Genomic DNA, 22201 nt, shown 5'->3' with positions numbered 1-22201 from the left:
CAGGCACTCCGCCGTCCCTGGCCGCTCGGCCATCGCTGGCGGCCGCACCATCTCAGGCCGCTTGGCCTGGCCTGGCGGCCTCATCGTCCCCGGCGGCTCGGCCGTCCCCAGCGATGTCGCCGTCCCCGGCGGTTTCACCATCTCCGGGCGCTTCGCCTGCCCTGGCAGCGTCGGCGTTTCCAGGCGCTCCTCCATCTCCGGCGGCTTGGCCTTCCCTAGCGGCCTCATCGTCCCGGGCAGCTTCGCCGTCCCCAGGGATGCCTGTGGCTTCACTATCTCCGGGGGCTTCGCCTTTCCCGGCAGCTTCGCCAGCCACTCGGCCACCCCCGGCGACCTCGCCGTCCTGGGTGGCTTCGCCGTTCCCGGCAGCTTGGTCTTGCCGGGCAGCCTCATCATCACCGACGGCCTCGCCACCTCCGGTCACTCGGCCGTCCCCGGCGACTGTGTCTTCCCCGGCAGCCTGGCCGTCCCCGGCTCCCTCGGTGGCTTCGCCACCCCAAGCGGCTCGACCATCCCCGACGGCCTCAGCGACCCCGCCTACCACGCTATCCCCGGTAACCCCCTCGCCTCCCCCGAGGCCTCCGAGTCTCCCCGCAACCAAGGGCAACGGCTCGGCCGGTTCCAGTGCCGGATCGTCGATCCGGAACGTCCGCACGCGCCCCGGCTCCGAAGCCGGCGTCTCGAACCGCACCGTCACCCGCCCCAGGCCGCTGCCCTGTACCCAGCCGTGCCCGTACTCGGTGTGCCGCACGTCGTGTCCCGCCCGCCAGTGCCGCTCGGCCGGCTCCGCCTCCCCGGGAACGCGTATGTCGACCGTCTGGTCCGCCTCGTCGTCCTCGCGCTCCCCCGCCGCCTGCGCGAACAGGTCCTCCTGCGTGTAGTCCGCGAGCCCGCTGACCCCGACGCCGAGCAGCCGGACACCGCCCGTCGTGTCCACGGAGTCCAGCAGCCGCGCCGCCGCCTCCCGTACCACCGCCGGGTCGTCCGTGGGCCCGCGCAGGGTCTCGGAGCGGGTCAGCGTGGAGAAGTCGTACCTGCGGACCTTCAGCACGATGGTCCGCCCGGACAGCCCCGCGCCGCGCAGCCGCCGTACACACCGGTCCGCCAGCCGCCGCACCTCCAGCCCCACCCGGAGCCGGTCGTGGATGTCCACGTCGTAGGTGTCCTCGACCGACACCGACTTGGCTTCCCGCTCGGCCACCACGGGCCGGTCGTCCCGCGCCAGCGCCATCGCGTGGAGCGCCTGCCCGTGCGCCTTGCCCAGCAGCCGCACCAGCTCGTCCTCGCCGGCCTCGGCGATGTCGTCGACCGTGGTGATGCCGGCCCGCCGCAGATGGTCGCCGGTGGCCGGGCCCACCCCGGGCAGGGTCCGCACGGACATCGGCCCGAGCAGCGCCCGCTCCGTCCCCGGGGGGATCAGCACCAGCCCGTCGGGCTTCGCCTGCTCGGAGGCGATCTTCGCGAGCATCTTGGATGCGGCCAGCCCCACCGACCCCGTCAGCCCGGTCACCGCCCGGATGTCCGCGCGCAGCTTCGCCCCCGCCAGCCGCGCCGACTGCTCGTCCCAGGCCGCTCCCCCGGCCTCCAGGTCCACGAACGCCTCATCGAGGCTCAACGGCTCCACCAGCGGCGACAGCGCCCTGAGCAGCGCCATGACCTGCTCGCTGATCGACCGGTACAGCTGGAAGCGCGGCACGAGATACGCCGCGTTCGGCGCCAGCCGCCGGGCCTGCCCCATCGGCATCGCCGAGTGCACCCCGAAGACCCGTGCCTCGTACGACGCGGTGGCGACCACGCCCCGCGGCCCCAGCCCGCCCACGACCACGGCCTTCCCGCGCAGGCTCGGCTTCGACGCCTGCTCCACCGAGGCGAAGAAGGCATCCATGTCCAGATGCAGGATCGTGGGCGCGTTTCTCACATCTCCGATGCTGCACCACGCCACTGACAATGGGCCCGCGCGAACGGACGCGACGGCGACGGCGACGGCGACGGCGACAACGGAACGGGAACGCTCCCATACGCCACTCGCCGCACCCGGAAACACGTTTCAGCAGCCCTCACAGCCGCTGTCACGCCCCTTCCGGAGCCACGTGCCCACGAGTGCCCACGCGAGGCCCATCGGTCTCCACGACAGCCCTGTGACCGTCTCCTACCGCTCCGCTGCTGCGCCGGACCTCGTCGCGACCGGCTCAGACCGCCCGGTTGCGCCGCCGGGCCAGCTCGTCCGCCGGATTGTGCCCGACGAGCGTCTCCCCCGTGTCGATGCGCTCCCCGTGAAGCTGCGACAGCGCGTTCTCCACATCCCGCCAGACCACGCCGACCGCGATGCCGAAGATCCCCTGACCGCCCTGGAGCAGCGCGTGCACCTCGTCGGGCGATGTGCACTCGTAGACGGTCGCGCCATCGCTCATCAGCGTCATACGCTCAAGATCACGGAACCCGCGTTCCCTGAGATGCCGGACGGCGGTGCGGATGTTCTGCAACGACACCCCGGTGTCGAGGAACCGCTTCACGATCTTCAGGACGACGACGTCCCGGAAGCTGTAGAGACGCTGGGTGCCCGACCCGTAGGCGGGCCGCACGCTCGGCTCGACCAGCCCGGTACGCGCCCAGTAGTCCAGTTGCCGATAGGTGATGCCCGCCGCGGCACACGCCGTCGGGCCGCGGTAGCCGACCTCCTCGGCCTCCTCGGACGATGCCCCTCCGCCGCCGGACACAGCCGTCGGCCGCTGCGCAGGGTGATCGGCCGCCCGCCCAAGCGGGTACGGACCGCTCTCCCCGAAACTGCGTCCGGGGGCACCCCCAGCCGTACCGTCGCCGCTGTTTCTCACGCCGACCTCCGTCCTTGACCTGCCTTCTCGACGGTAGGCAGTCACCAAGGGTGCGTCAACGATCGCCACACTCGGCACGCCGAGTGATAATCACCCTAAGAGTGGTTTCCCGTGCCCCACCGCGGGGAAAGGCTAGCCGAATGCTCTCGGCGGGAGCCGCAGGACGCTCTCACTCGCCGCCGGCAAATGCCCACGGCGTCCTGTGACAGGCGCGGCCCGGCCGAGGTCCGCCGGACCGCCCCGAGTCACTGGCTGCTGGTCCCGAAGTCCTCGGGCGAGATCTGGTCGAGGAACTCCCGGAACTTCTCGACCTCGTCCTCCTGCTCATCCGGAATGGCGATACCCGCGTCGTCCAGCACCCCGTCACTGCCGTAGATCGGCGTTCCGGTGCGCAGGGCCAGCGCTATGGCATCGGACGGGCGGGCGCTCACCTCGACCCCGCTCGCGAAGACCAGCTCCGCGTAGAAGACGCCTTCACGCAGATCCGTAATGCGTACTTCGGTGAGCTCCTGGCCGACGGCCTCCAGCACGTCCTTGAACAGGTCGTGGGTCAGCGGTCGTGCGGGGGCCATGCCCTGCTGGGCGAAGGCGATCGCCGTCGCCTCCCCGGGCCCGATCCAGATGGGGAGGTAACGGTCGCCTCCCACTTCGCGCAGGAGCACGATCGGTTGGTTGGAGGGCATTTCGACCCGGACACCTACGACATCGAGCTCGTTCACACAGCAACCCTAGGCCGTGCTCGGGACGTTTGGGTAGTCGGGCCGACATCAGGTGCCCGATCCCGGCCGTCCCGGCCCCCTCGGACACCGTTCGCCACCCCGGCCGAGCGGGCCCCGCAGGCAGCGCGTCCCAGCTCAGGGCAGGCGCACCCCGAGCGCGGTCTGCACCAGCGCCGAGTGCAGCCTCACCGCGAGACCGGCCAGTTCCTTGGCCCGCGCTTCCGCGTGCGCCCTGGTCTGCGGGTTGCGGTGGCGCCTCAGCGGGGCCACCACCTGGTCCACCAGCCCGGCCTCACGGTCGGCCGCGGCCTTCATCGAACGCAGATGACGCGGCTCGATCCCGAACCGCCCCAGCTCAGCGACCAGCGTCGCGACGGTTACGGTCTCCGCGTCGTACACCCCGTCCGACAGCGCCGTGACCAGCCCGTACGACTCCCACTCGGCCAGCTGGAGCTCGTCGATCCCGGCGGCGGCCAGCAGCTCGGCCCGCCCGATCCGGGCCGCCGTGGGCCCCTCGGCCGGCTCCAGGACGGCCTCGCCGTCACGCTGCCGGCCGAGCACGGGAAGCCGTACGTCCTCGCCCCGCTCCAGCGCGTCGAGGTGCTCACGGATCACCTTGAGCGGCAGATAGTGGTCCCGCTGCATCCTCAGGACGTGACCGAGGCGCTCGACGTCACCGGCGCTGAACTTGCGATACCCCGAGGGGGTCCGCTGCGGCTCGATCAGTCCCTCCGACTCCAGGAAACGGATCTTGGAGATGGTGACTTCGGGGAACTCCTCGCGCAGCAGGTTCAGCACCATGCCGATGCTCATCAGCCCACTGTCCGCGGCGGCGGTACCGTGCCCGGCACCGCCGCTCGGTGTTTGAAGCATGGACCTTCCCTGGGGTTTCCCCCGGACTGCGTCTGGGGGAGGGTCAGATGCCCTGCCGACTGGCGTAGAAGACCAGTCGGTACTTGCCGATCTGCACCTCGTCACCGTTCGCCAGAGCGACCTGGTCGATCCGCTCACGGTTGACGTAGGTGCCGTTCAGGCTGCCCACGTCCGCCACCGTGAACGAGCCGTCCGGGCTGCGCCGGAACTCCACATGCCGCCGGGAGACCGTCACGTCGTCCAGGAAGATGTCGCTCTGCGGATGACGCCCGGCCGTGGTCAGGTCGCCGTCCAGCAGGAAGCGGCTGCCCGAGTTCGGACCGCGGCGCACCACCAGCAGCGCGGAGCCCAGCGGCAGCGCGTCGACGGCGGCCTGCGCCTCCGGGGAGAGCGTGGGCATCGGCGTCTGGCCGGTGGCCTCGGCGTCGTAGGCCTCCAGGCCGCTGATGGAGATCGTGGAGGTCGTCTCCGACGGACGCTCCGCCGCCGCACCCGCCCGCAGCGGCGCACCGCAGTTGGAACAGAAGCGGCTGCTCTCCGCGTTGCGGTTACCGCACCTCGTACACACCAGGACCGACATGGACGGATCCTCCTGCCGCGGCTGCCCCGCCGGCGCATTGGACGCGTACGGACCAGAGGAGAACCCTCCACCCGTACTTGAGGTTGACGGTTGCCCGAAACCTATGCCGCCGGACTGGGCAGGGTCAACAGACGGCGCGCCCTGACCTCCCGAAATGTCACCGCCCGGACCAGCCACCTGGTCCCGGAACAGCGGGCGCTGGCCCTCCGCGTCAGGCTGTGCGCGATGACGAGCGGTGGCGTTGTTGTCGCTACCCTCTCGCGCGCTCTTGCCGAACAACTTCGCAAACAACTTCACGGGCGATTCCCCTTGACCGAAACAGACCCGCCCGTGGGGCAGGACGAACCCTGATTGCACACACTGGTCGAGCCGGACATCCTCACAACGTCCGTGTCCACCAGACAGTTTCCACCACGCACCACCCAATCGGTGCGGCGACCCCCCGCAAGCTCATGCCCCCGCCGGACGTCCCCCATGCACCGCCGGTTCACTGGGAGGACGACCGAGCGTAGTCAGGTCGCTTCGCAGCTCGCAAGGCGTCCACGACGATCTTGTCCGACCGCTCGACGGTCACGGTGGCCTGCTCCTTCTCAAGCGTCTGCACCACGCCTCCAGGGATGTTGAGCGCCGGTTCGAGGTCCTGCGGCTTGCCGATGACCTTGAAACGATAGGGCGCGTTGATCTTGTTCCCGTCGACGGCCACGCTTTCGCCGGAATCCGTCAGGAAGGTGCTCGCGACCACCCGCACGCCGTTCACCTGGATCGCCTCCGCGCCCGCGGCGCGCAGCTCCTGGATCGCGTCGAGCAGCATGTCCGCCTCGACCGTTCCCTTCGGGTCCTCGATGGTCATCGTGATGCCGGTGCCCTCCGCGGCCACCGTGCCCGCGAGGACACCGAGTTGTCTCTCCTTCTCGATCGTCTGCCGACGGGCCTCCTCAGCCTGGTTCGAGCTGTTCTCCAGCTCGTCCCGCTGCGTCTCGAGATCCTGCTTCTCGTCTTCAAGACGCTGTGTCCGGTCGTCGAGTTCATCGAGGATGCGGACCAGATCCTCCTGCCGGGCTCCGCGCAGCGCGCTGTCCCCGTCGCTGTTCGAGGCGACCTGCACGGCCAGACCGAAGCCGAGGCCGAACAGCAGCAGTGCCACGATGAGTTGGGCCCGGGTGACGCGCGGCGGCCACAGCCCCTGCACCAGCCGCTGCCGCCCGGTCAGCGCGGGCTCGGCGGGCTCCTCGGGCTCCGGTGCCGGCGCCGGAACCGCCGGCACCTCCTCGGGCAGCTCCTTGCGCAGCCTGTTCTCGCCGGTCTCGTCCTGGGTGCTCATCGGCCTCACGCCCGGAACACGTGCCGGCGGATCGCCGCGGCGTTGGAGAAGATCCGGATGCCGAGGACGACCACGACACCCGTGGACAGCTGGGCGCCCACGCCCAACTTGTCGCCCAGGAACACGATCAGCGCGGCGACGACCACGTTCGACAGGAACGACACCACGAAGACCTTGTCGTCGAAGATGCCGTCGAGCATGGCCCGAAGTCCGCCGAAGACGGCGTCCAGCGCCGCGACGACGGCGATCGGCAGATAAGGCTCGACGACCGCCGGAACCTCGGGCCGGACCAACAGGCCGGCCACGACTCCCACGACGAGGCCCAGTACGGCGATCACGATGTGCCTTTCTCAGTTCTCGGCTGTGCTGACTCGGATCTCGGCTGTGCGGTGCGCACGGTCACACTCGGCGCGGCCGGAAGCCGGAGATCGTCCTCCACGGAGATACCGGTCCGGATGCCGAAGTTCTCCTGCAGGGCATGCAGGTACAGACCGTCCGCGCTGTTCTGGAACCGCCTGCTCAGCGTTTCCCCGTCCCCCACCGCGAGCACCGTGTACGGCGGCACCAGTGGCCGGTTGTCGACCAGTATGGCGTCACCCGCGGCCCTGATCGCCGACAGCGCGGTCAGCCGCTGCCCGTTGATCGAGACGGCTTCGGCGCCCGATTCCCACAGCCCGTTGACCACGCGCTGCATGTCGCGGTCGCGCACCCGTCCCGTGTCGGAGAAACCGGAGGTCCCGCGCGGGTCGGCGTCGCCGCCCGCGCCGGCTTCCTTGGCGTCGTTGACGACCAGCTTCACCCCGGGCCCGTGCACCGCGGTGGCGCCCGACAGGATGCCCATCAGCTCCGTGCGCTCGCCCTCGCCGGTGTGCTTCAGGGCCTCGCGCTGCCGTGCGCCGACCTCGTTCCGCAGCTCGTCGACATCGTTCTCCAGCGCGTCGGCGGCCTCGGTCTCCCGGTCGATGCGGTCGATCAGCTCCTCGCGCTCCTTGGCGAGGGCGGGAGCGGCCACCCGCGCCTGCGCGGCGCCGACGGTGACGACCAGGGCGGCCAGCACCAGACCGACGGCCAGCCCCAGCCGGGCCCGGAGCGTCTTCGGCATGCCGGCGTCCCCGACGGCCTTCTTCCGCTCCGCCGCCTCGGCGTACCCGTCGTCGAGGCTGTGGTCCATGACGTTGTTGAGCAGCGACATGGACGCGTCCGGACGCGAGGGCGGTCGCGTCGATGTGCTCCGAACGGGGGGCGGCTGCGGCATGCCGCACATCGTCGCACGTCGCGCCCAGTACCTCCGAATGGCCCCACCGACGTGCCGGACAGGCCCCCTTGGGGGGCACATGTCCGGCACGCGCGCGTGGAGGGTTCTTTACCGTCCGGCGCTGTCCACGACCGCCGACCACTCGTCGAGCAGGGCCTGCGCGGACGCGTCGTCCGGGCCCTCCGCCCACAGATGGGTGACCGCCTCCGCCGGGTCGGGCAGGACCATCACCCAACGACCGTCGGCCTCCACCACGCGGACACCGTCGGTGGTGTCCACGAAGCGATCTCCGGCCGCCTCGACCACCCGCCGCATGACCAGACCCTTGACGGCCCACGGGGTCGCCAGATCCTGCTTGAGGACGTGCGCCCGCGGAATCCGCGCGTCGATCTGGCTGAGCGTGAGCTGTGTCCGCGCTACCAACCCGATCAGCCGTACGAAGGCCGCCGTGCCGTCGAAGACACTGCTGAACTCCGGAACGATGAAGCCGCCCTTGCCGTCACCGCCGAAGATCGTGGACTCCTCGGCCCCGACCCGTGTCAGATCGTCGGGCGAGGTGGTCGTCCACTCGACCTGGGTCCCGTGGTAGGCCGCCACCTGCTCGGCGATCCTCGTGGTGGTCACGGGCAGGGCCACACGCCCGCTGCGCCGCTCCGCGGCCACCAGGTCGAGCATCACCAGCAGCGCCCGGTCGTCCTCGACGATCCGGCCCTTCTCGTCGACCAGCGACAGCCGCTCGCCGACAGGGTCGAACCGCACGCCGAACGCCGCCCGCGCGGACGCGACGATCTCGCCGAGCCGCACCAGGCCCCGGCGTCGGGCCTCCTCCGACTCCGTCGGCCGGGACTCGTCCAGACCGGGGTTGATCGTCAGCGAGTCCACGCCGAGCTTGCCCAGCAGGCTCGGCAGCACCAGCCCCGCACTGCCGTTGGACGCGTCGACGACGACCTTGAGCCCGGACTCCGTGATCCCCGTCGTGTCGACGTTCCGCAGCAGCGAGCCCGTGTACGAGTCGAACACGCTCGCCGGGAAATGCAGGTCCCCGATCTCTCCGGGGAACGCCCGCCGGTACTCCTGCCGCGCGAACACCCGGTCCAGCTTCCGCTGGCTCGCCTGGGACAGGTCCGCGCCCTGGCCGTCGAAGAACATGATGTCCACGGAGTCCGGCACCCCGGGCGTGGTGCGGATCATGATGCCGCCGGCACTGCCCCGCGCCGTCTGCTGTCGCGCCACCGGGAGCGGTACGTTCTCCAGGTCGCGTACGTCGATGGCGCTCGCCTGCAGCGCGGAGATGACCGCCCGCTTCAGGGCGCGAGCACCCCGCGAGTGGTCACGGGCCGTGGTGACCGTCGAGCCCTTCTTCAGGGTGGTCGCGTAGGCGCCGGCCAGCCGGACCGCGAGTTCCGGGGTGATCTCGACGTTCAGAATGCCGGAGACGCCCCTGGCCCCGAAGAGATGAGCCTGGCCCCGGGATTCCCAGATGACCGAGGTGTTGACGAACGCACCGGCCTCGATCGTCTTGAACGGGTACACGCGCACGTTGCCCTGCACGATCGATTCTTCACCGATCAGGCATTCGTCGCCGATGACCGCGCCGTCCTCGATACGAGCGGCACGCATGATGTCGGTGTTCTTCCCGACCACACATCCCCGCAGATTGCTGTGCTGCCCGACATACACGTTGTCGTGCACCACGGCCTTGTGCAGGAACGCCCCGCTCTTGACGACCACGTTCGAGCCCACGACGGTGTCCTCGCGGATTTCCGCGCCGGCCTCCACCTTGGCGTAGTCGCCGATGTAGAGCGGGCCTCGCAGAACGGCGTCGGGATGCACCTCGGCACCTTCTGCCACCCACACACCCGGAGAGATCTCGAAGCCGTCGATCTCGACGTCGACCTTCCGCTCCAGGACATCGGCCTGGGCCTTCACATAGCTCTCGTGCGTGCCGACGTCCTCCCAGTAGCCCTCGGCGACATAGCCGTAGATCGGCTTGCCCTCCTTCATCAACTGCGGGAAGACATCGCCCGACCAGTCGACGGGAACGTCGGCCTCCACGTAGTTGAAGACCTCGGGCTCCATGACGTAAATGCCGGTGTTCACGGTGTCCGAGAAGACCTGCCCCCAGGTCGGCTTCTCGAGGAACCGCTCGACCTTGCCCTCTTCGTCGACGATGGTGATGCCGAATTCCAGAGGATTGGGCACACGCGTCAGACAGACCGTGACCAGCGCGCCCTTTTCCTTGTGGAAGTTGATCAGATCGGTGAGGTCGAAGTCGGTCAGCGCGTCACCGGAGATGACGAGGAACGTGTCGTCCTTCAGCGCCTCCTCAGCGTTCTTCACGCTTCCCGCGGTACCGAGTGGCTTCTCCTCGTTGGCATAGGTGAGCTCCATTCCGAGCTCTTCGCCGTCACCGAAGTAGTTCTTGACCAGCGAGGCAAGGAACTGCACGGTTACGACGGTCTCGTTGAGCCCATGCCTTTTGAGCAGCCTCAGAACGTGCTCCATGATCGGCCGGTTGGCCACCGGCAGGAGCGGCTTGGGCATGCTCGAGGTCATGGGACGAAGGCGTGTGCCCTCGCCACCGGCCATCACGACGGCCTTCATGTCGGAAGCGTCCTCCTCGAAGAGACGACGGTCTAGCCGACTTCACCCGTCCGAAATTGTCGCGCACTTTTCCGCTGCGGGCCATCGCGCCGTTGCGACCGCACCATTCGGCGAGCTCAATCGGCCATGTCCGCCCGAACGAGACGGCGGACTTGTACCACGTAGAGGACTCCTGCCCACCAGTACAGCGTTGTACCCCATCCGGCGAACGCCCATCCGAAAATGGCAGCGAGTGACGAGAGCCAGCCAGTCCCGTCACTGAGCAACAGCAGCGGGAAGGCGTACATCAGGTTGAAGGTGGCGGCCTTGCCGAGGAAGTTCACCTGCGGCGGCGGATAGCCGTGCCGCCGGAGGATGCCCACCATCACCAGCAGAACCAGCTCTCGCGCCAGCAGTACAGCGGTCAACCAGATCGGCAGGATCTCGCGCCAGGTGAGCCCGACCAGGGTCGAGAGAATGTACAGCCGGTCAGCCGCGGGATCGAGCAGCCGGCCAAGGTTGCTGATCTGGTTCCAGCGCCGCGCCAGCTTGCCGTCCAGATAGTCGCTGACGCCGCTCAGGGCGAGTACCAGCAGCGCCCAGCCATCGCTCTTCGGACCGCCGAACTCCGGCCTGAGGATGAGCCACAGGAAGAGGGGCACGCCGACGAGTCGCGCCATGCTGAGGATGTTCGGGATGGTGAGGACCCGATCTGTCTGAACTCGGGTCTCCTGGACCTCCACCCGGGGGCCTCCTGTGGGAAAACGTGCCAACGATGCCCCCCGACCTTACCTCAACGCAAAAAAGCTCTGGCTCTTGGGCTGTATGCCCAAGAGCCAGAGCTCTAAAGGGAGTTCGGCGGCGTCCTACTCTCCCACAGGGTCCCCCCTGCAGTACCATCGGCGCTGTGAGGCTTAGCTTCCGGGTTCGGAATGTAACCGGGCGTTTCCCTCACGCTATGACCACCGAAACACTATGAAACTGACAACCGGAGCCGCAACACATCGGCTACGACGGCTGTTCGTGGTTTCAGAACCAACACAGTGGACGCGAGCAACTGAGGACAAGCCCTCGGCCTATTAGTACCGGTCAACTCCACCAGTTACCTGGCTTCCATATCCGGCCTATCAACCCAGTCGTCTACTGGGAGCCTTACCCCATCAAGTGGGTGGGAGTCCTCATCTCGAAGCAGGCTTCCCGCTTAGATGCTTTCAGCGGTTATCCCTCCCGAACGTAGCCAACCAGCCATGCCCTTGGCAGAACAACTGGCACACCAGAGGTTCGTCCGTCCCGGTCCTCTCGTACTAGGGACAGCCCTTCTCAAGACTCCTACGCGCACAGCGGATAGGGACCGAACTGTCTCACGACGTTCTAAACCCAGCTCGCGTACCGCTTTAATGGGCGAACAGCCCAACCCTTGGGACCGACTCCAGCCCCAGGATGCGACGAGCCGACATCGAGGTGCCAAACCATCCCGTCGATATGGACTCTTGGGGAAGATCAGCCTGTTATCCCCGGGGTACCTTTTATCCGTTGAGCGACGGCGCTTCCACAAGCCACCGCCGGATCACTAGTCCCGACTTTCGTCCCTGCTCGACCCGTCGGTCTCACAGTCAAGCTCCCTTGTGCACTTACACTCAACACCTGATTGCCAACCAGGCTGAGGGAACCTTTGGGCGCCTCCGTTACCCTTTAGGAGGCAACCGCCCCAGTTAAACTACCCATCAGACACTGTCCCTGATCCGGATCACGGACCCAGGTTAGACATCCAGCACGACCAGAGTGGTATTTCAACGACGACTCCACGAACACTGGCGTGCCCGCTTCAAAGTCTCCCACCTATCCTACACAAGCCGAACCGAACACCAATATCAAACTGTAGTAAAGGTCCCGGGGTCTTTCCGTCCTGCTGCGCGAAACGAGCATCTTTACTCGTAGTGCAATTTCACCGGGCCTATGGTTGAGACAGTCGAGAAGTCGTTACGCCATTCGTGCAGGTCGGAACTTACCCGACAAGGAATTTCGCTACCTTAGGATGGTTATAGTTACCACCGCCGTTTACTGGCGCTTAAGTTCTCAGCTTCGCCCACCCGAAGGTGAGCTAACCGGTCCCCTTAACGTTCCAGCACCGGGCAGGCGTCAGTCCGTATACATCGCCTTACGGCTTCGCACGGACCTGTGTTTTTAGTAAACAGTCGCTTCTCGCTGGTCTCTGCGGCCACCCCCAGCTCACCGAGTAAATCGGATCACCGGGTGTGGCCCCCCTTCTCCCGAAGTTACGGGGGCATTTTGCCGAGTTCCTTAACCATAGTTCACCCGAACGCCTCGGTATTCTCTACCTGACCACCTGAGTCGGTTTAGGGTACGGGCCGCCATGAAACTCGCTAGAGGCTTTTCTCGACAGCATAGGATCATCCACTTCACCACAATCGGCTCGGCATCAGGTCTCAGCCGTATGCAAGGCGGATTTGCCTACCTTGCGGCCTACACCCTTACCCCGGGACAACCACCGCCCGGGATGGACTACCTTCCTGCGTCACCCCATCACTCACCTACTACCAACTTGGGTCAGCGGCTCCACCACTCCCCCTCACTCCGAAGAGATCAGGGGCGGCTTCACGGCCTTAGCATCACTGGATTCGATGTTTGACGCTTCACAGCGGGTACCGGAATATCAACCGGTTATCCATCGACTACGCCTGTCGGCCTCGCCTTAGGTCCCGACTTACCCTGGGCAGATCAGCTTGACCCAGGAACCCTTAGTCAATCGGCGCAAACGTTTCTCACGTTTGTATCGCTACTCATGCCTGCATTCTCACTCGTCAACCGTCCACGACTACCTTCCAGTGCCGCTTCACCCGGCAGACGACGCTCCCCTACCCATCACAGCCGGCGTTGGCCGTTATGCTGCAATGACACGACTTCGGCGGTACGCTTGAGCCCCGCTACATTGTCGGCGCGGAATCACTAGACCAGTGAGCTATTACGCACTCTTTCAAGGGTGGCTGCTTCTAAGCCAACCTCCTGGTTGTCTGTGCGACTCCACATCCTTTCCCACTTAGCGTACGCTTAGGGGCCTTAGTCGATGCTCTGGGCTGTTTCCCTCTCGACCATGGAGCTTATCCCCCACAGTCTCACTGCCGCGCTCTCACTTACCGGCATTCGGAGTTTGGCTAAGGTCAGTAACCCGGTAGGGCCCATCGCCTATCCAGTGCTCTACCTCCGGCAAGAAACACACGACGCTGCACCTAAATGCATTTCGGGGAGAACCAGCTATCACGGAGTTTGATTGGCCTTTCACCCCTAACCACAGGTCATCCCCCAGGTTTTCAACCCTGGTGGGTTCGGTCCTCCACGAAGTCTTACCTCCGCTTCAACCTGCCCATGGCTAGATCACTCCGCTTCGGGTCTTGAGCGTGCTACTACAGCGCCCTATTCGGACTCGCTTTCGCTACGGCTACCCCACCCGGGTTAACCTCGCAACACACCGCAAACTCGCAGGCTCATTCTTCAAAAGGCACGCAGTCACGAGAATGAAGCAAGCTCCATTCCGACGCTCCCACGGCTTGTAGGCACACGGTTTCAGGTACTATTTCACTCCCCTCCCGGGGTACTTTTCACCATTCCCTCACGGTACTATCCGCTATCGGTCACCAGGGAATATTTAGGCTTAGCGGGTGGTCCCGCCAGATTCACACGGGATTTCTCGGGCCCCGTGCTACTTGGGTGTCTCTCAAACGAGCCGCTGACGTTTCGACTACGGGGGTCTTACCCTCTACGCCGGACCTTTCGCATGTCCTTCGCCTACATCAACGGTTTCTGACTCGTCCTACGGCCGGCAGACCGTAGAAGAGAGATCCCACAACCCCGCATGCGCAACCCCTGCCGGGTCTCACACGCATACGGTTTGGCCTCATCCGGTTTCGCTCGCCACTACTCCCGGAATCACGGTTGTTTTCTCTTCCTGCGGGTACTGAGATGTTTCACTTCCCCGCGTTCCCTCCACTTGCCCTATGTGTTCAGGCAAGGGTGACAGCCCATGACGACTGCCGGGTTTCCCCATTCGGAAACCCCCGGATCAAAGCCTGGTTGACGACTCCCCGGGGACTATCGCGGCCTCCCACGTCCTTCATCGGTTCCTGGTGCCAAGGCATCCACCGTGCGCCCTTAAAAACTTGGCCACAGATGCTCGCGTCCACTGTGCAGTTCTCAAACAACGACCAGCCACCCATCACCCCGAGCCATCAAGACTCAAGTTCACTGGGGCCGGCGATCCGAAGACAGACCATGCGGCCGTGCCCTCAGACACCCAACAGCGTGCCCGACACGATCAGTTGACCAGATCAGCGTTCCACGCCCCGAGGGGCAGTACTAGCGCCTGGTCCATCCTGGACCGTGCCGAGTAGTCAACGTTCCACCCATGAGCAACCAGCATCAGACGTTCGCTGATGTACTGGCCTCTGAACCAGGCAAGCCCGGTTGAGAAGTGCTCCTTAGAAAGGAGGTGATCCAGCCGCACCTTCCGGTACGGCTACCTTGTTACGACTTCGTCCCAATCGCCAGTCCCACCTTCGACAGCTCCCTCCCACAAGGGGTTGGGCCACCGGCTTCGGGTGTTACCGACTTTCGTGACGTGACGGGCGGTGTGTACAAGGCCCGGGAACGTATTCACCGCAGCAATGCTGATCTGCGATTACTAGCGACTCCGACTTCATGGGGTCGAGTTGCAGACCCCAATCCGAACTGAGACCGGCTTTTTGAGATTCGCTCCACCTCACGGTATCGCAGCTCATTGTACCGGCCATTGTAGCACGTGTGCAGCCCAAGACATAAGGGGCATGATGACTTGACGTCGTCCCCACCTTCCTCCGAGTTGACCCCGGCGGTCTCCCGTGAGTCCCCAGCACCACAAGGGCCTGCTGGCAACACGGGACAAGGGTTGCGCTCGTTGCGGGACTTAACCCAACATCTCACGACACGAGCTGACGACAGCCATGCACCACCTGTACACCGACCACAAGGGGGCACCCATCTCTGAGTGTTTCCGGTGTATGTCAAGCCTTGGTAAGGTTCTTCGCGTTGCGTCGAATTAAGCCACATGCTCCGCCGCTTGTGCGGGCCCCCGTCAATTCCTTTGAGTTTTAGCCTTGCGGCCGTACTCCCCAGGCGGGGCACTTAATGCGTTAGCTGCGGCACGGACAACGTGGAATGTTGCCCACACCTAGTGCCCACCGTTTACGGCGTGGACTACCAGGGTATCTAATCCTGTTCGCTCCCCACGCTTTCGCTCCTCAGCGTCAGTATCGGCCCAGAGATCCGCCTTCGCCACCGGTGTTCCTCCTGATATCTGCGCATTTCACCGCTACACCAGGAATTCCGATCTCCCCTACCGAACTCTAGCCTGCCCGTATCGAATGCAGACCCGGGGTTAAGCCCCGGGCTTTCACATCCGACGCGACAAGCCGCCTACGAGCTCTTTACGCCCAATAATTCCGGACAACGCTTGCGCCCTACGTATTACCGCGGCTGCTGGCACGTAGTTAGCCGGCGCTTCTTCTGCAGGTACCGTCACTTTCGCTTCTTCCCTGCTGAAAGAGGTTTACAACCCGAAGGCCGTCATCCCTCACGCGGCGTCGCTGCATCAGGCTTGCGCCCATTGTGCAATATTCCCCACTGCTGCCTCCCGTAGGAGTCTGGGCCGTGTCTCAGTCCCAGTGTGGCCGGTCGCCCTCTCAGGCCGGCTACCCGTCGTCGCCTTGGTGAGCCGTTACCTCACCAACAAGCTGATAGGCCGCGGGCTCATCCTGCACCGCCGGAGCTTTCGATCATCAAAGATGCCCAAGATGATCAGTATCCGGTATTAGACCCCGTTTCCAGGGCTTGTCCCAGAGTGCAGGGCAGATTGCCCACGTGTTACTCACCCGTTCGCCACTAATCCCCTCCCGAAGGAGGTTCATCGTTCGACTTGCATGTGTTAAGCACGCCGCCAGCGTTCGTCCTGAGCCAGGATCAAACTCTCCGTGAATGTTTACCGGTAATCCGGTGCAACACATCACGAGAGCGGTGCGAGAGGAGGAATAATCCTCTCGCACACAGCGTCCTCGCTGTGTTTTTTCAAAGGAACCTCGACCATCGGTTGTCCGATGGACGGGGTATCAACATATCTGGCGTTGACTTTTGGCACGCTGTTGAGTTCTCAAGGAACGGTCGCTTCCTTTGTACTCACCCTCTCGGGCTTTCCTCCGGGCGCTTCCCTTCGGTGTTCCAAACTCTATCAGGGTTTTTCCGTCTCTCTGACCACCCTCCCGCAGGCATGCAGAAGGAGACCCCGAGATAGGATCTGACAAGTTGGGTGCCGCCGGGCAAGGACGCTCGGTCGCGTCGCTCAGCCTCAAGCAGGAGTACGACTGTACACGGGGCCGTCGAGCAGGTGCAAATCGATGGAGGATGTGGTCTAGACCTCTAATCGGACCCACTCGTACGAACCGGTACTTCCTATGACATACCCTGCTGCTCAGTGCGCCGTCCGGGACAGGCAGTGACGGCCCATATATCTCCACCCCTGGGAGGTTTCCCATGACCACCGTGACCTCGCCGCTGGCAGGACACGCCATCGGACTGGCAGCCGTGCCGGATCCGGTCTTCTCCGGGGCCATGGTCGGCCCGGGTACCGCCATCGACCCCGTACGTGAGCCTTCCGAAGCGGTCTCGCCCGTCGACGGAGTCATCGTTTCTCTGCACCCGCACGCCTTCGTGGTCGTCGACTCGGACGGGCACGGCGTGCTCACCCACCTCGGCATCGACACCGTGCAGCTCAACGGCGAGGGCTTCGAGCTGCTGGTGAACAAGGGCGACACCGTCACGCGCGGCCAGGCCGTCGTGCGCTGGGACCCGGCCGCCGTCGAGGCGGCGGGTAAGTCCCCGGTCTGCCCGGTCGTGGCGCTGGAGGCCACCGCCGAGGCTCTGTCCGAGCTCCGTGAGGACGGCGACGTCAAGGCCGGCGACAGTCTCTTCGTCTGGAAGTGACGTCACTGCCGTCTTAGGGCGGCCAGGTAGGACAACCACCGCGGCGGCGGGACCCGCCGCACTTATCGGAGACGGGTGAGATGGAGACAACGCTGCGAGGCGTCGGCGTGAGCCACGGAGTGGCGATCGGCGAGGTTCGGCACATGGGAACGGCGGTGCTCGAGCCGCCGGCCAAGCAGATCCCGGCGGAGGAGGCGGAGCGTGAGCAGGGGCGCGCCCGCCAGGCCGTGGAAGCTGTGGCGGCCGACCTGATTGCGCGCGGCAATCTGGCGGGGGGCGAAGCCCAGGCGGTGCTCGAGGCTCAGGCCATGATGGCCCAGGACCCCGAGCTGATCGCTGACGTGGACCGGCGGATCGCCGTGGGCAGCACGGCCGAGCGGGCGGTGTACGACGCGTTCGCGGCGTACCGCGATCTGCTGGCTGGTGCCGGCGAGTACCTGGCCGGTCGTGTGGCCGACCTCGACGACGTGCGGAATCGTATCGTCGCCCGGCTGCTGGGCGTGCCGATGCCGGGCGTGCCGGACAGTGACGAGCCGTACGTCCTGGTCGCCCGTGACCTGGCGCCGGCCGACACTGCGCTGCTGGACCCGACCCTGGTTCTCGGCTTCGTGACCGAGGAGGGCGGACCGACCAGCCACAGCGCGATTCTGGCGCGGGCGCTGGGAGTGCCGGCCGTGGTGGCGCTGCCGGGTGCCGGCGAGCTCGCCGAGGGCACGGTCGTCGCGGTCGACGGCAGCACCGGTGAGATCTTCGTGAACCCGAGTGAGGACAAGAAGGCTCAGTTGACGGCCGCGGCCGCGGAGCGCAAGGCCGCGCTGGCCGCGTCGACCGGTCCGGGTGCCACCTCCGACGGTCACAAGGTGCCGCTGCTCGCCAACATCGGCGGTCCGGCGGACGTGGCCGCCGCGGTCGAGGCGGGTGCCGAGGGTGTCGGTCTCTTCCGGACCGAGTTCCTGTTCCTGGACGACAACAAGAAGGCTCCCTCCGAGGACAAGCAGGTCGAGGCCTACCGTCAGGTGCTCGAGGCGTTCCCCGAGGGCCGGGTCGTGGTCCGCGTGCTGGACGCCGGTGCGGACAAGCCGCTGGACTTCCTGACGCCGGCGGACGAGCCCAACCCGGCGCTGGGTGTCCGTGGTCTGCGGACACTTCTTGACCACCCGGAGGTGCTGCGCACCCAGCTGACCGCCCTGGCGAAGGCGGCCGAGGGTCTGCCGGTCTACCTCGAGGTGATGGCCCCGATGGTGGCGGACCGTACCGACGCGAAGGCGTTCGCCGACGCCTGCCGCGAGGCCGGGCTGCGGGCCAAGTTCGGCGCCATGGTGGAGATCCCGTCGGCCGCGCTGCGGGCGCGCTCGATCCTTCAGGAGGTCGAGTTCCTGTCGCTGGGGACGAACGACCTCGCGCAGTACACCTTCGCCGCCGATCGCCAGGTGGGCGCGGTGTCGCGGCTGCAGGATCCGTGGCAGCCGGCGCTGCTGGACCTGGTCGCGCTGTCCGCTGAGGCGGCCAAGGCCGAGGGCAAGAGCTGCGGTGTCTGTGGTGAGGCCGCGTCCGACCCGCTGCTGGCCTGTGTGCTGACCGGTCTCGGTGTGACCTCCCTGTCCATGGGGGCGGCGTCCATTCCTTACGTTCGGGCGACGCTGGCGAAGTACACGCTGGCGCAGTGCGAGCGTGCGGCGGCGGCCGCGCGTGCGGCGGACACCGCCGAGGAGGCGCGCAGCGCCGCTCAGGCGGTGCTGTCCGGCGAGTGAGTCCGGCCCGGCCGGAGACGGCGGGTGTGCAGGGGCGCTCCACCTTCGGGTGGGGCGCCCCTGGCGCGTTCAGTGCTGGTGGGCCGGGGCGGGGCCGTCCTCCTCTCCCAGGTCGGGTGGCTCGCAGTAGTCGACTCCCGATTCGGGGGAGATGAGGTCTCCGGTCTGTGCGTCGGTGCAGTAGGCGTCGAAGACCTCGCCGGCGGTGAGGGGTTCCAGTCCGTTGCCGCGCAGGCGCCAGCCGTAGACGCGGTCGGGGGTTCCGGGGGCGGTGGTGCGCATGACGAGGCCGCCTGGGCTGTGGGTGGCGAGGCCGAGGGCCAGGACGGTGGTGAATTCGAGAGCTTCGCTTTCGTCGAGTTCGGTGGTGCCGTCGCGGTCGTCGGCGTGCAGGACGGCGACGAGGGTTTCGGCGGTGCTCGAGATGCTGCAGACGAGGTGGTGGCTCCCCTGTGGGGCCGTGTCGAGGATGCGGAGGAGGAGAGCGGAGGCGCGGGTGAAGGCGGAGCGTCCGAAGTCCTCGCCGCAGGTGGGGCAGGAGCCGAGGCGGGCGAGAAGGGTGGAGGCGTAGTCCCAGGTCGCCTGTCGTACGGCCTCGTCGATGAGTGCGGGGACGAGGTCGGTGAGGGGCTGGCCTTCGTAGGGAATGGTGGGGCCTGTGGCGGCCAGTTCGGCTGTGAAGCGGCTCCGGCTCGACGGGACGTCCGGGTCGAGGCCTGTTTCCGCGCAGTAGTCGGCGTACTCCTGGGGGTCGAACAGGGCCACCGCTGTGTGGCTGCCCTGGGACGCTCGGGTCTTGAGCAGGGCCTCGATCTGGTTCAGGTAGGTCTGGTGGTCGTCGAAGGTGAAGCTGCGGTAGCGCCGCATGGCACGGAAGTCGTGCTCGTCGGTGAGGAGCCCGATGGTGCCGGCGATCTCGCGGCGCAGGACGCGTCGCATGGTCAGGTGGTCGGTGTGCGCCATGTTTCCCCCTGTGCGCAGTCGATCAATGCTCACTCACAGTAACCGGCGGCACTGACAGCGGGCTTCGGGTGACACTGGACGCGACCAAGCGAGGGGGAAAAGTGCAGGTCAACGCAGTCGTCTCGGGCTCGGGGTGGTGGTCGGCGAGCCCGAGGCCGTCTGCGGAGAGTGGCCGGCGTCGGGGCGTCAGCCGCGCTTGCGAGCCAGGTCCTCGTAGAAGTGCAGCAGGTCGAGGTTGTCGATGGAGCCCGGGTTGACCGCCTTCTCCAGTGGGGTGCCCTGGAGGAGGCGCTTGACCGGGACCTCGATGCGCTTGCCGGTGAGGGTGTGGGGGATGCCGGGCACCTCGATGATCTCGTCGGGGAGGTGGCGCGGTGAGAGCTCGGCACGGATGGTCTGCTTGATCCGGTCGAGGAGGGCGTCGTCGAGCGCGGCTCCGGAGGCGAGGTGCACGAAGAGCGGCATCCAGTAGCCGCCGTCGGGTTGCTCGATGCCGATGACGAGCGATTCCTTGATCTCGGGGAGGCGTTCGACGGCCTCGTAGATGTCGGCCGACCCCATGCGCACGCCCTGCCGGTTGAGTGTGGAGTCGGAGCGGCCGTGGATGATCACGGAGCCGCGGGATGTGACGGTGATCCAGTCGCCGTGGCGCCAGACGCCGGGGTAGGTGTCGAAGTAGCTGTCGTGGTAGCGGCTGCCGTCGGGGTCGTTCCAGAAGTAGATCGGCATGGACGGCATGGGGTTGGTGACCACCAGCTCGCCGACCTCGTCGGTCAGCGGCTTGCCGCTCGGGTCCCAGGACTGCAGGTCGGTGCCGAGCCCGGGTGCCTGGAGTTCGCCGATGTGCACGGGGAGCGTGGGGACGGCGCCCGCGAAGCAGGAGCAGACGTCGGTGCCGCCGCTGACGGAGGCGATCCACAGGTCGTCGCGGACCTCGTCGTGCAGCCAGCGGAAGCCGTCGGGCGGCAGCGGGGAGCCGGTGGTCGCCACGCAGCGCACCGCGGAGAGGTCGTAGTCCCGCCCGGGGTGTACCTCCGCCTTGCGGCATGCCATGACGTAGGCCGCGGAGGTGCCGTAGAGGGTGGCTCGGGTGCGTTCGGCGATCCGCCACTGGGCGCCGGTGTCGGGGTATCCGGGGCTGCCGTCGTAGAGGACGATCGTGGTGCCGGTGAGGAGGCCGGAGACGAGGAAGTTCCACATCATCCAGCCCGTCGAGGTGTACCAGAAGAAACGGTCCTCGGGGCCTAGGTCGCAGTGCAGGCCGAGCTGCTTGAGGTGCTCGACGAGGATGCCGCCCTGGGACTGGACGATCGGCTTGGGCAGGCCGGTGGTGCCGGAGGAGTACAGCACCCACAGGGGGTGGTCGAAGGGAACGTGTTCGAAGTCGGGTTCCACGTCGGCGCTCGTCAGTGCCGACCATTCCACGGCTCCCTCCGGGGCGTGGGTGCCGAGGAGGGGGATGTGGACGACGGCTCGGAGGGTGGGCAGCTCGCGGCGCAGTTCGGCGACGGTGTCGCGGCGGTCGTGCCGCTTGCCGCCGTAGCGGTAGCCGTCGACGGTGAACAGGACGACGGGTTCGACCTGCTGGAAGCGGTCGAGGACGCTGCGGGCGCCGAAGTCGGGGGCGCAGGAGGTCCAGACGCCGCCCACCGCGGCGGTGGCCAGGAGCGCGACGACGGCCTCGGGGATGTTGGGCAGGTAGCCGCTGACGCGGTCGCCGGGGCGTACGCCGAGGGAGCGCAGTTCGGCGGCCAGGGAGCCCACCTGGCGGCGCAGCTCGCGCCAGGTCACCGCGCGGGGCTCGTGGGTTTCGTCGACGCAGAGGAGGGCGGGTTCGTCCGCGCGGGTCGCGGTCGCGCGGAGCGCGTGCTCGGCGTAGTTGAGGGTCGCCTCGGGGAACCACTGGGCGCCGGGCATGCTGCGATCGCCCAGCACGCGCGCGTAGGGGGTGGAGAAGCGGACGTCGAACCACTCGGTGACGGCCTTCCAGAACGTGTCCAGCTCGTCGACGGACCAGCGGTGCAGTGCGGCGTAGCCGCCCTCGGCGGGGGCGCCGTGGTGCTCGGCGGCCCAGGCCTGGAATCTGGTGACCTGTGCCTGGGCGATGCGTTCCGGATCTGGCTGCCAGAGCGGCTGCGGGTTGACGGTCGACATGGGCGGCTCCCGGACTGTGCGCGTCGTGTGCGTCCTCCGCGCACGGGCTGGGGTGTGCGCGTGACGCGGCTGACACGGACGATGCCATGTGATCGACTTCTACACCAGGGTCCGCCCCACATACTCCGTGTCGCGAAGATGTGGT

The 22201-nt window shown here is 66.7% G+C and carries 13 protein-coding genes, 3 rRNA genes and 1 pseudogene; 2 read left to right on the top strand and 15 right to left on the bottom strand.

Annotated features, from left to right (window positions below):
• Window positions 1-571 precede the first annotated feature (571 nt).
• From ACSU6L_RS31755 to ACSU6L_RS31695, 13 genes and pseudogenes are all read right to left on the bottom strand, one after another.
• Window positions 572-1918: pseudogene (locus tag ACSU6L_RS31755) on the bottom strand (DNA polymerase IV); the annotation flags it as partial.
• Between the two features lie 271 nt (window positions 1919-2189).
• Window positions 2190-2831, bottom strand: a complete 642-nt coding sequence (locus tag ACSU6L_RS31750; protein ID WP_437065132.1) for a MerR family transcriptional regulator — start codon at window positions 2829-2831, stop codon at window positions 2190-2192.
• Between the two features lie 245 nt (window positions 2832-3076).
• Window positions 3077-3550 carry a bifunctional nuclease family protein gene (locus tag ACSU6L_RS31745; RefSeq protein WP_004002801.1) on the bottom strand — a complete coding sequence of 158 codons (474 nt, stop codon included), beginning with the start codon at window positions 3548-3550 and terminating at the stop codon, window positions 3077-3079.
• A 135-nt stretch (window positions 3551-3685) separates the two neighbouring features.
• Window positions 3686-4423: a transcriptional regulator FtsR gene (gene ftsR, locus ACSU6L_RS31740; RefSeq protein ID WP_073943385.1), complete on the bottom strand. Its 738-nt coding sequence runs from the start codon at window positions 4421-4423 to the stop codon at window positions 3686-3688.
• A gap of 43 nt (window positions 4424-4466) precedes the next feature.
• Complete coding sequence (locus tag ACSU6L_RS31735; RefSeq protein WP_437062346.1) at window positions 4467-5429, bottom strand: FHA domain-containing protein; 963 nt, start codon at window positions 5427-5429, stop codon at window positions 4467-4469.
• A gap of 61 nt (window positions 5430-5490) precedes the next feature.
• On the bottom strand, window positions 5491-6324 hold the full coding sequence (locus ACSU6L_RS31730) for a DUF881 domain-containing protein (RefSeq protein WP_437062344.1): 834 nt from the start codon (window positions 6322-6324) through the stop codon (window positions 5491-5493).
• Between the two features lie 5 nt (window positions 6325-6329).
• A complete protein-coding gene (locus tag ACSU6L_RS31725) occupies window positions 6330-6662 on the bottom strand; it encodes a small basic family protein (RefSeq protein ID WP_003988855.1) in 333 nt (110 codons plus the stop codon).
• Window positions 6659-7588, bottom strand: coding sequence for a DUF881 domain-containing protein (locus ACSU6L_RS31720; RefSeq protein WP_437062342.1), 930 nt, complete (start codon window positions 7586-7588; stop codon window positions 6659-6661). The genes ACSU6L_RS31725 and ACSU6L_RS31720 overlap by 4 nt, the downstream gene beginning before the upstream one ends.
• Before the next feature lie 99 nt (window positions 7589-7687).
• The gene (locus ACSU6L_RS31715; RefSeq protein ID WP_437062340.1) at window positions 7688-10183 is read right to left on the bottom strand and encodes a sugar phosphate nucleotidyltransferase; all 2496 of its coding nucleotides are present in this window, start codon (window positions 10181-10183) and stop codon (window positions 7688-7690) included.
• A gap of 116 nt (window positions 10184-10299) precedes the next feature.
• A complete protein-coding gene (locus ACSU6L_RS31710) occupies window positions 10300-10905 on the bottom strand; it encodes a CDP-alcohol phosphatidyltransferase family protein (RefSeq protein ID WP_073943380.1) in 606 nt (201 codons plus the stop codon).
• Window positions 10906-11015: 110 nt separating this feature from the next.
• A 5S ribosomal RNA gene (rrf, locus tag ACSU6L_RS31705) occupies window positions 11016-11132 on the bottom strand.
• A gap of 89 nt (window positions 11133-11221) precedes the next feature.
• A 23S ribosomal RNA gene (locus ACSU6L_RS31700) occupies window positions 11222-14343 on the bottom strand.
• Window positions 14344-14659: 316 nt separating this feature from the next.
• A 16S ribosomal RNA gene (locus tag ACSU6L_RS31695) occupies window positions 14660-16187 on the bottom strand.
• The 16S, 23S and 5S rRNA genes sit together here, the layout of an rRNA operon.
• A gap of 551 nt (window positions 16188-16738) precedes the next feature.
• On the opposite strand from ACSU6L_RS31695, the gene ACSU6L_RS31690 reads away from it, so the two are divergent.
• Window positions 16739-17188 carry a PTS sugar transporter subunit IIA gene (locus tag ACSU6L_RS31690; protein ID WP_437062337.1) on the top strand — a complete coding sequence of 150 codons (450 nt, stop codon included), beginning with the start codon at window positions 16739-16741 and terminating at the stop codon, window positions 17186-17188.
• An 80-nt stretch (window positions 17189-17268) separates the two neighbouring features.
• Entirely contained in the window at window positions 17269-18939 is a 1671-nt protein-coding gene (gene ptsP, locus ACSU6L_RS31685) for a phosphoenolpyruvate--protein phosphotransferase (protein ID WP_437062335.1), read from the top strand.
• Window positions 18940-19008: 69 nt separating this feature from the next.
• On the opposite strand, the gene ACSU6L_RS31680 is transcribed toward ptsP, so the two are convergent.
• On the bottom strand, window positions 19009-19902 hold the full coding sequence (locus ACSU6L_RS31680; protein WP_437062333.1) for a hypothetical protein: 894 nt from the start codon (window positions 19900-19902) through the stop codon (window positions 19009-19011).
• Between the two features lie 186 nt (window positions 19903-20088).
• On the bottom strand, window positions 20089-22056 hold the full coding sequence (locus ACSU6L_RS31675; RefSeq protein ID WP_437062331.1) for an acetoacetate--CoA ligase: 1968 nt from the start codon (window positions 22054-22056) through the stop codon (window positions 20089-20091).
• Window positions 22057-22201 lie beyond the last annotated feature (145 nt).

Origin of the sequence: Streptomyces sp. enrichment culture, from assembly GCF_964272855.1 — a bacterium.
Taxonomy (GTDB): domain Bacteria; phylum Actinomycetota; class Actinomycetes; order Streptomycetales; family Streptomycetaceae; genus Streptomyces.
Note: the sequence above shows the minus strand (reverse complement) of the source record. Positions and strands in the feature narration are given on the sequence as shown.

What these genes read in the sequence shown, in the direction of transcription:
- ftsR (WP_073943385.1), bottom strand. Translation starts at nt 4,423, where the DNA reads ATGCTTCAAACACCGAGCGGCGGTGCCGGGCACGGTACCGCCGCCGCG.
- ACSU6L_RS31730 (WP_437062344.1), bottom strand. Translation starts at nt 6,324, where the DNA reads ATGAGCACCCAGGACGAGACCGGCGAGAACAGGCTGCGCAAGGAGCTG.
- ACSU6L_RS31720 (WP_437062342.1), bottom strand. Translation starts at nt 7,588, where the DNA reads ATGTGCGGCATGCCGCAGCCGCCCCCCGTTCGGAGCACATCGACGCGA.
- ACSU6L_RS31715 (WP_437062340.1), bottom strand. Translation starts at nt 10,183, where the DNA reads ATGAAGGCCGTCGTGATGGCCGGTGGCGAGGGCACACGCCTTCGTCCC.
- ACSU6L_RS31690 (WP_437062337.1), top strand. Translation starts at nt 16,739, where the DNA reads ATGACCACCGTGACCTCGCCGCTGGCAGGACACGCCATCGGACTGGCA.
- ptsP (WP_437062335.1), top strand. Translation starts at nt 17,269, where the DNA reads ATGGAGACAACGCTGCGAGGCGTCGGCGTGAGCCACGGAGTGGCGATC.
- ACSU6L_RS31680 (WP_437062333.1), bottom strand. Translation starts at nt 19,902, where the DNA reads ATGGCGCACACCGACCACCTGACCATGCGACGCGTCCTGCGCCGCGAG.
- ACSU6L_RS31675 (WP_437062331.1), bottom strand. Translation starts at nt 22,056, where the DNA reads ATGTCGACCGTCAACCCGCAGCCGCTCTGGCAGCCAGATCCGGAACGC.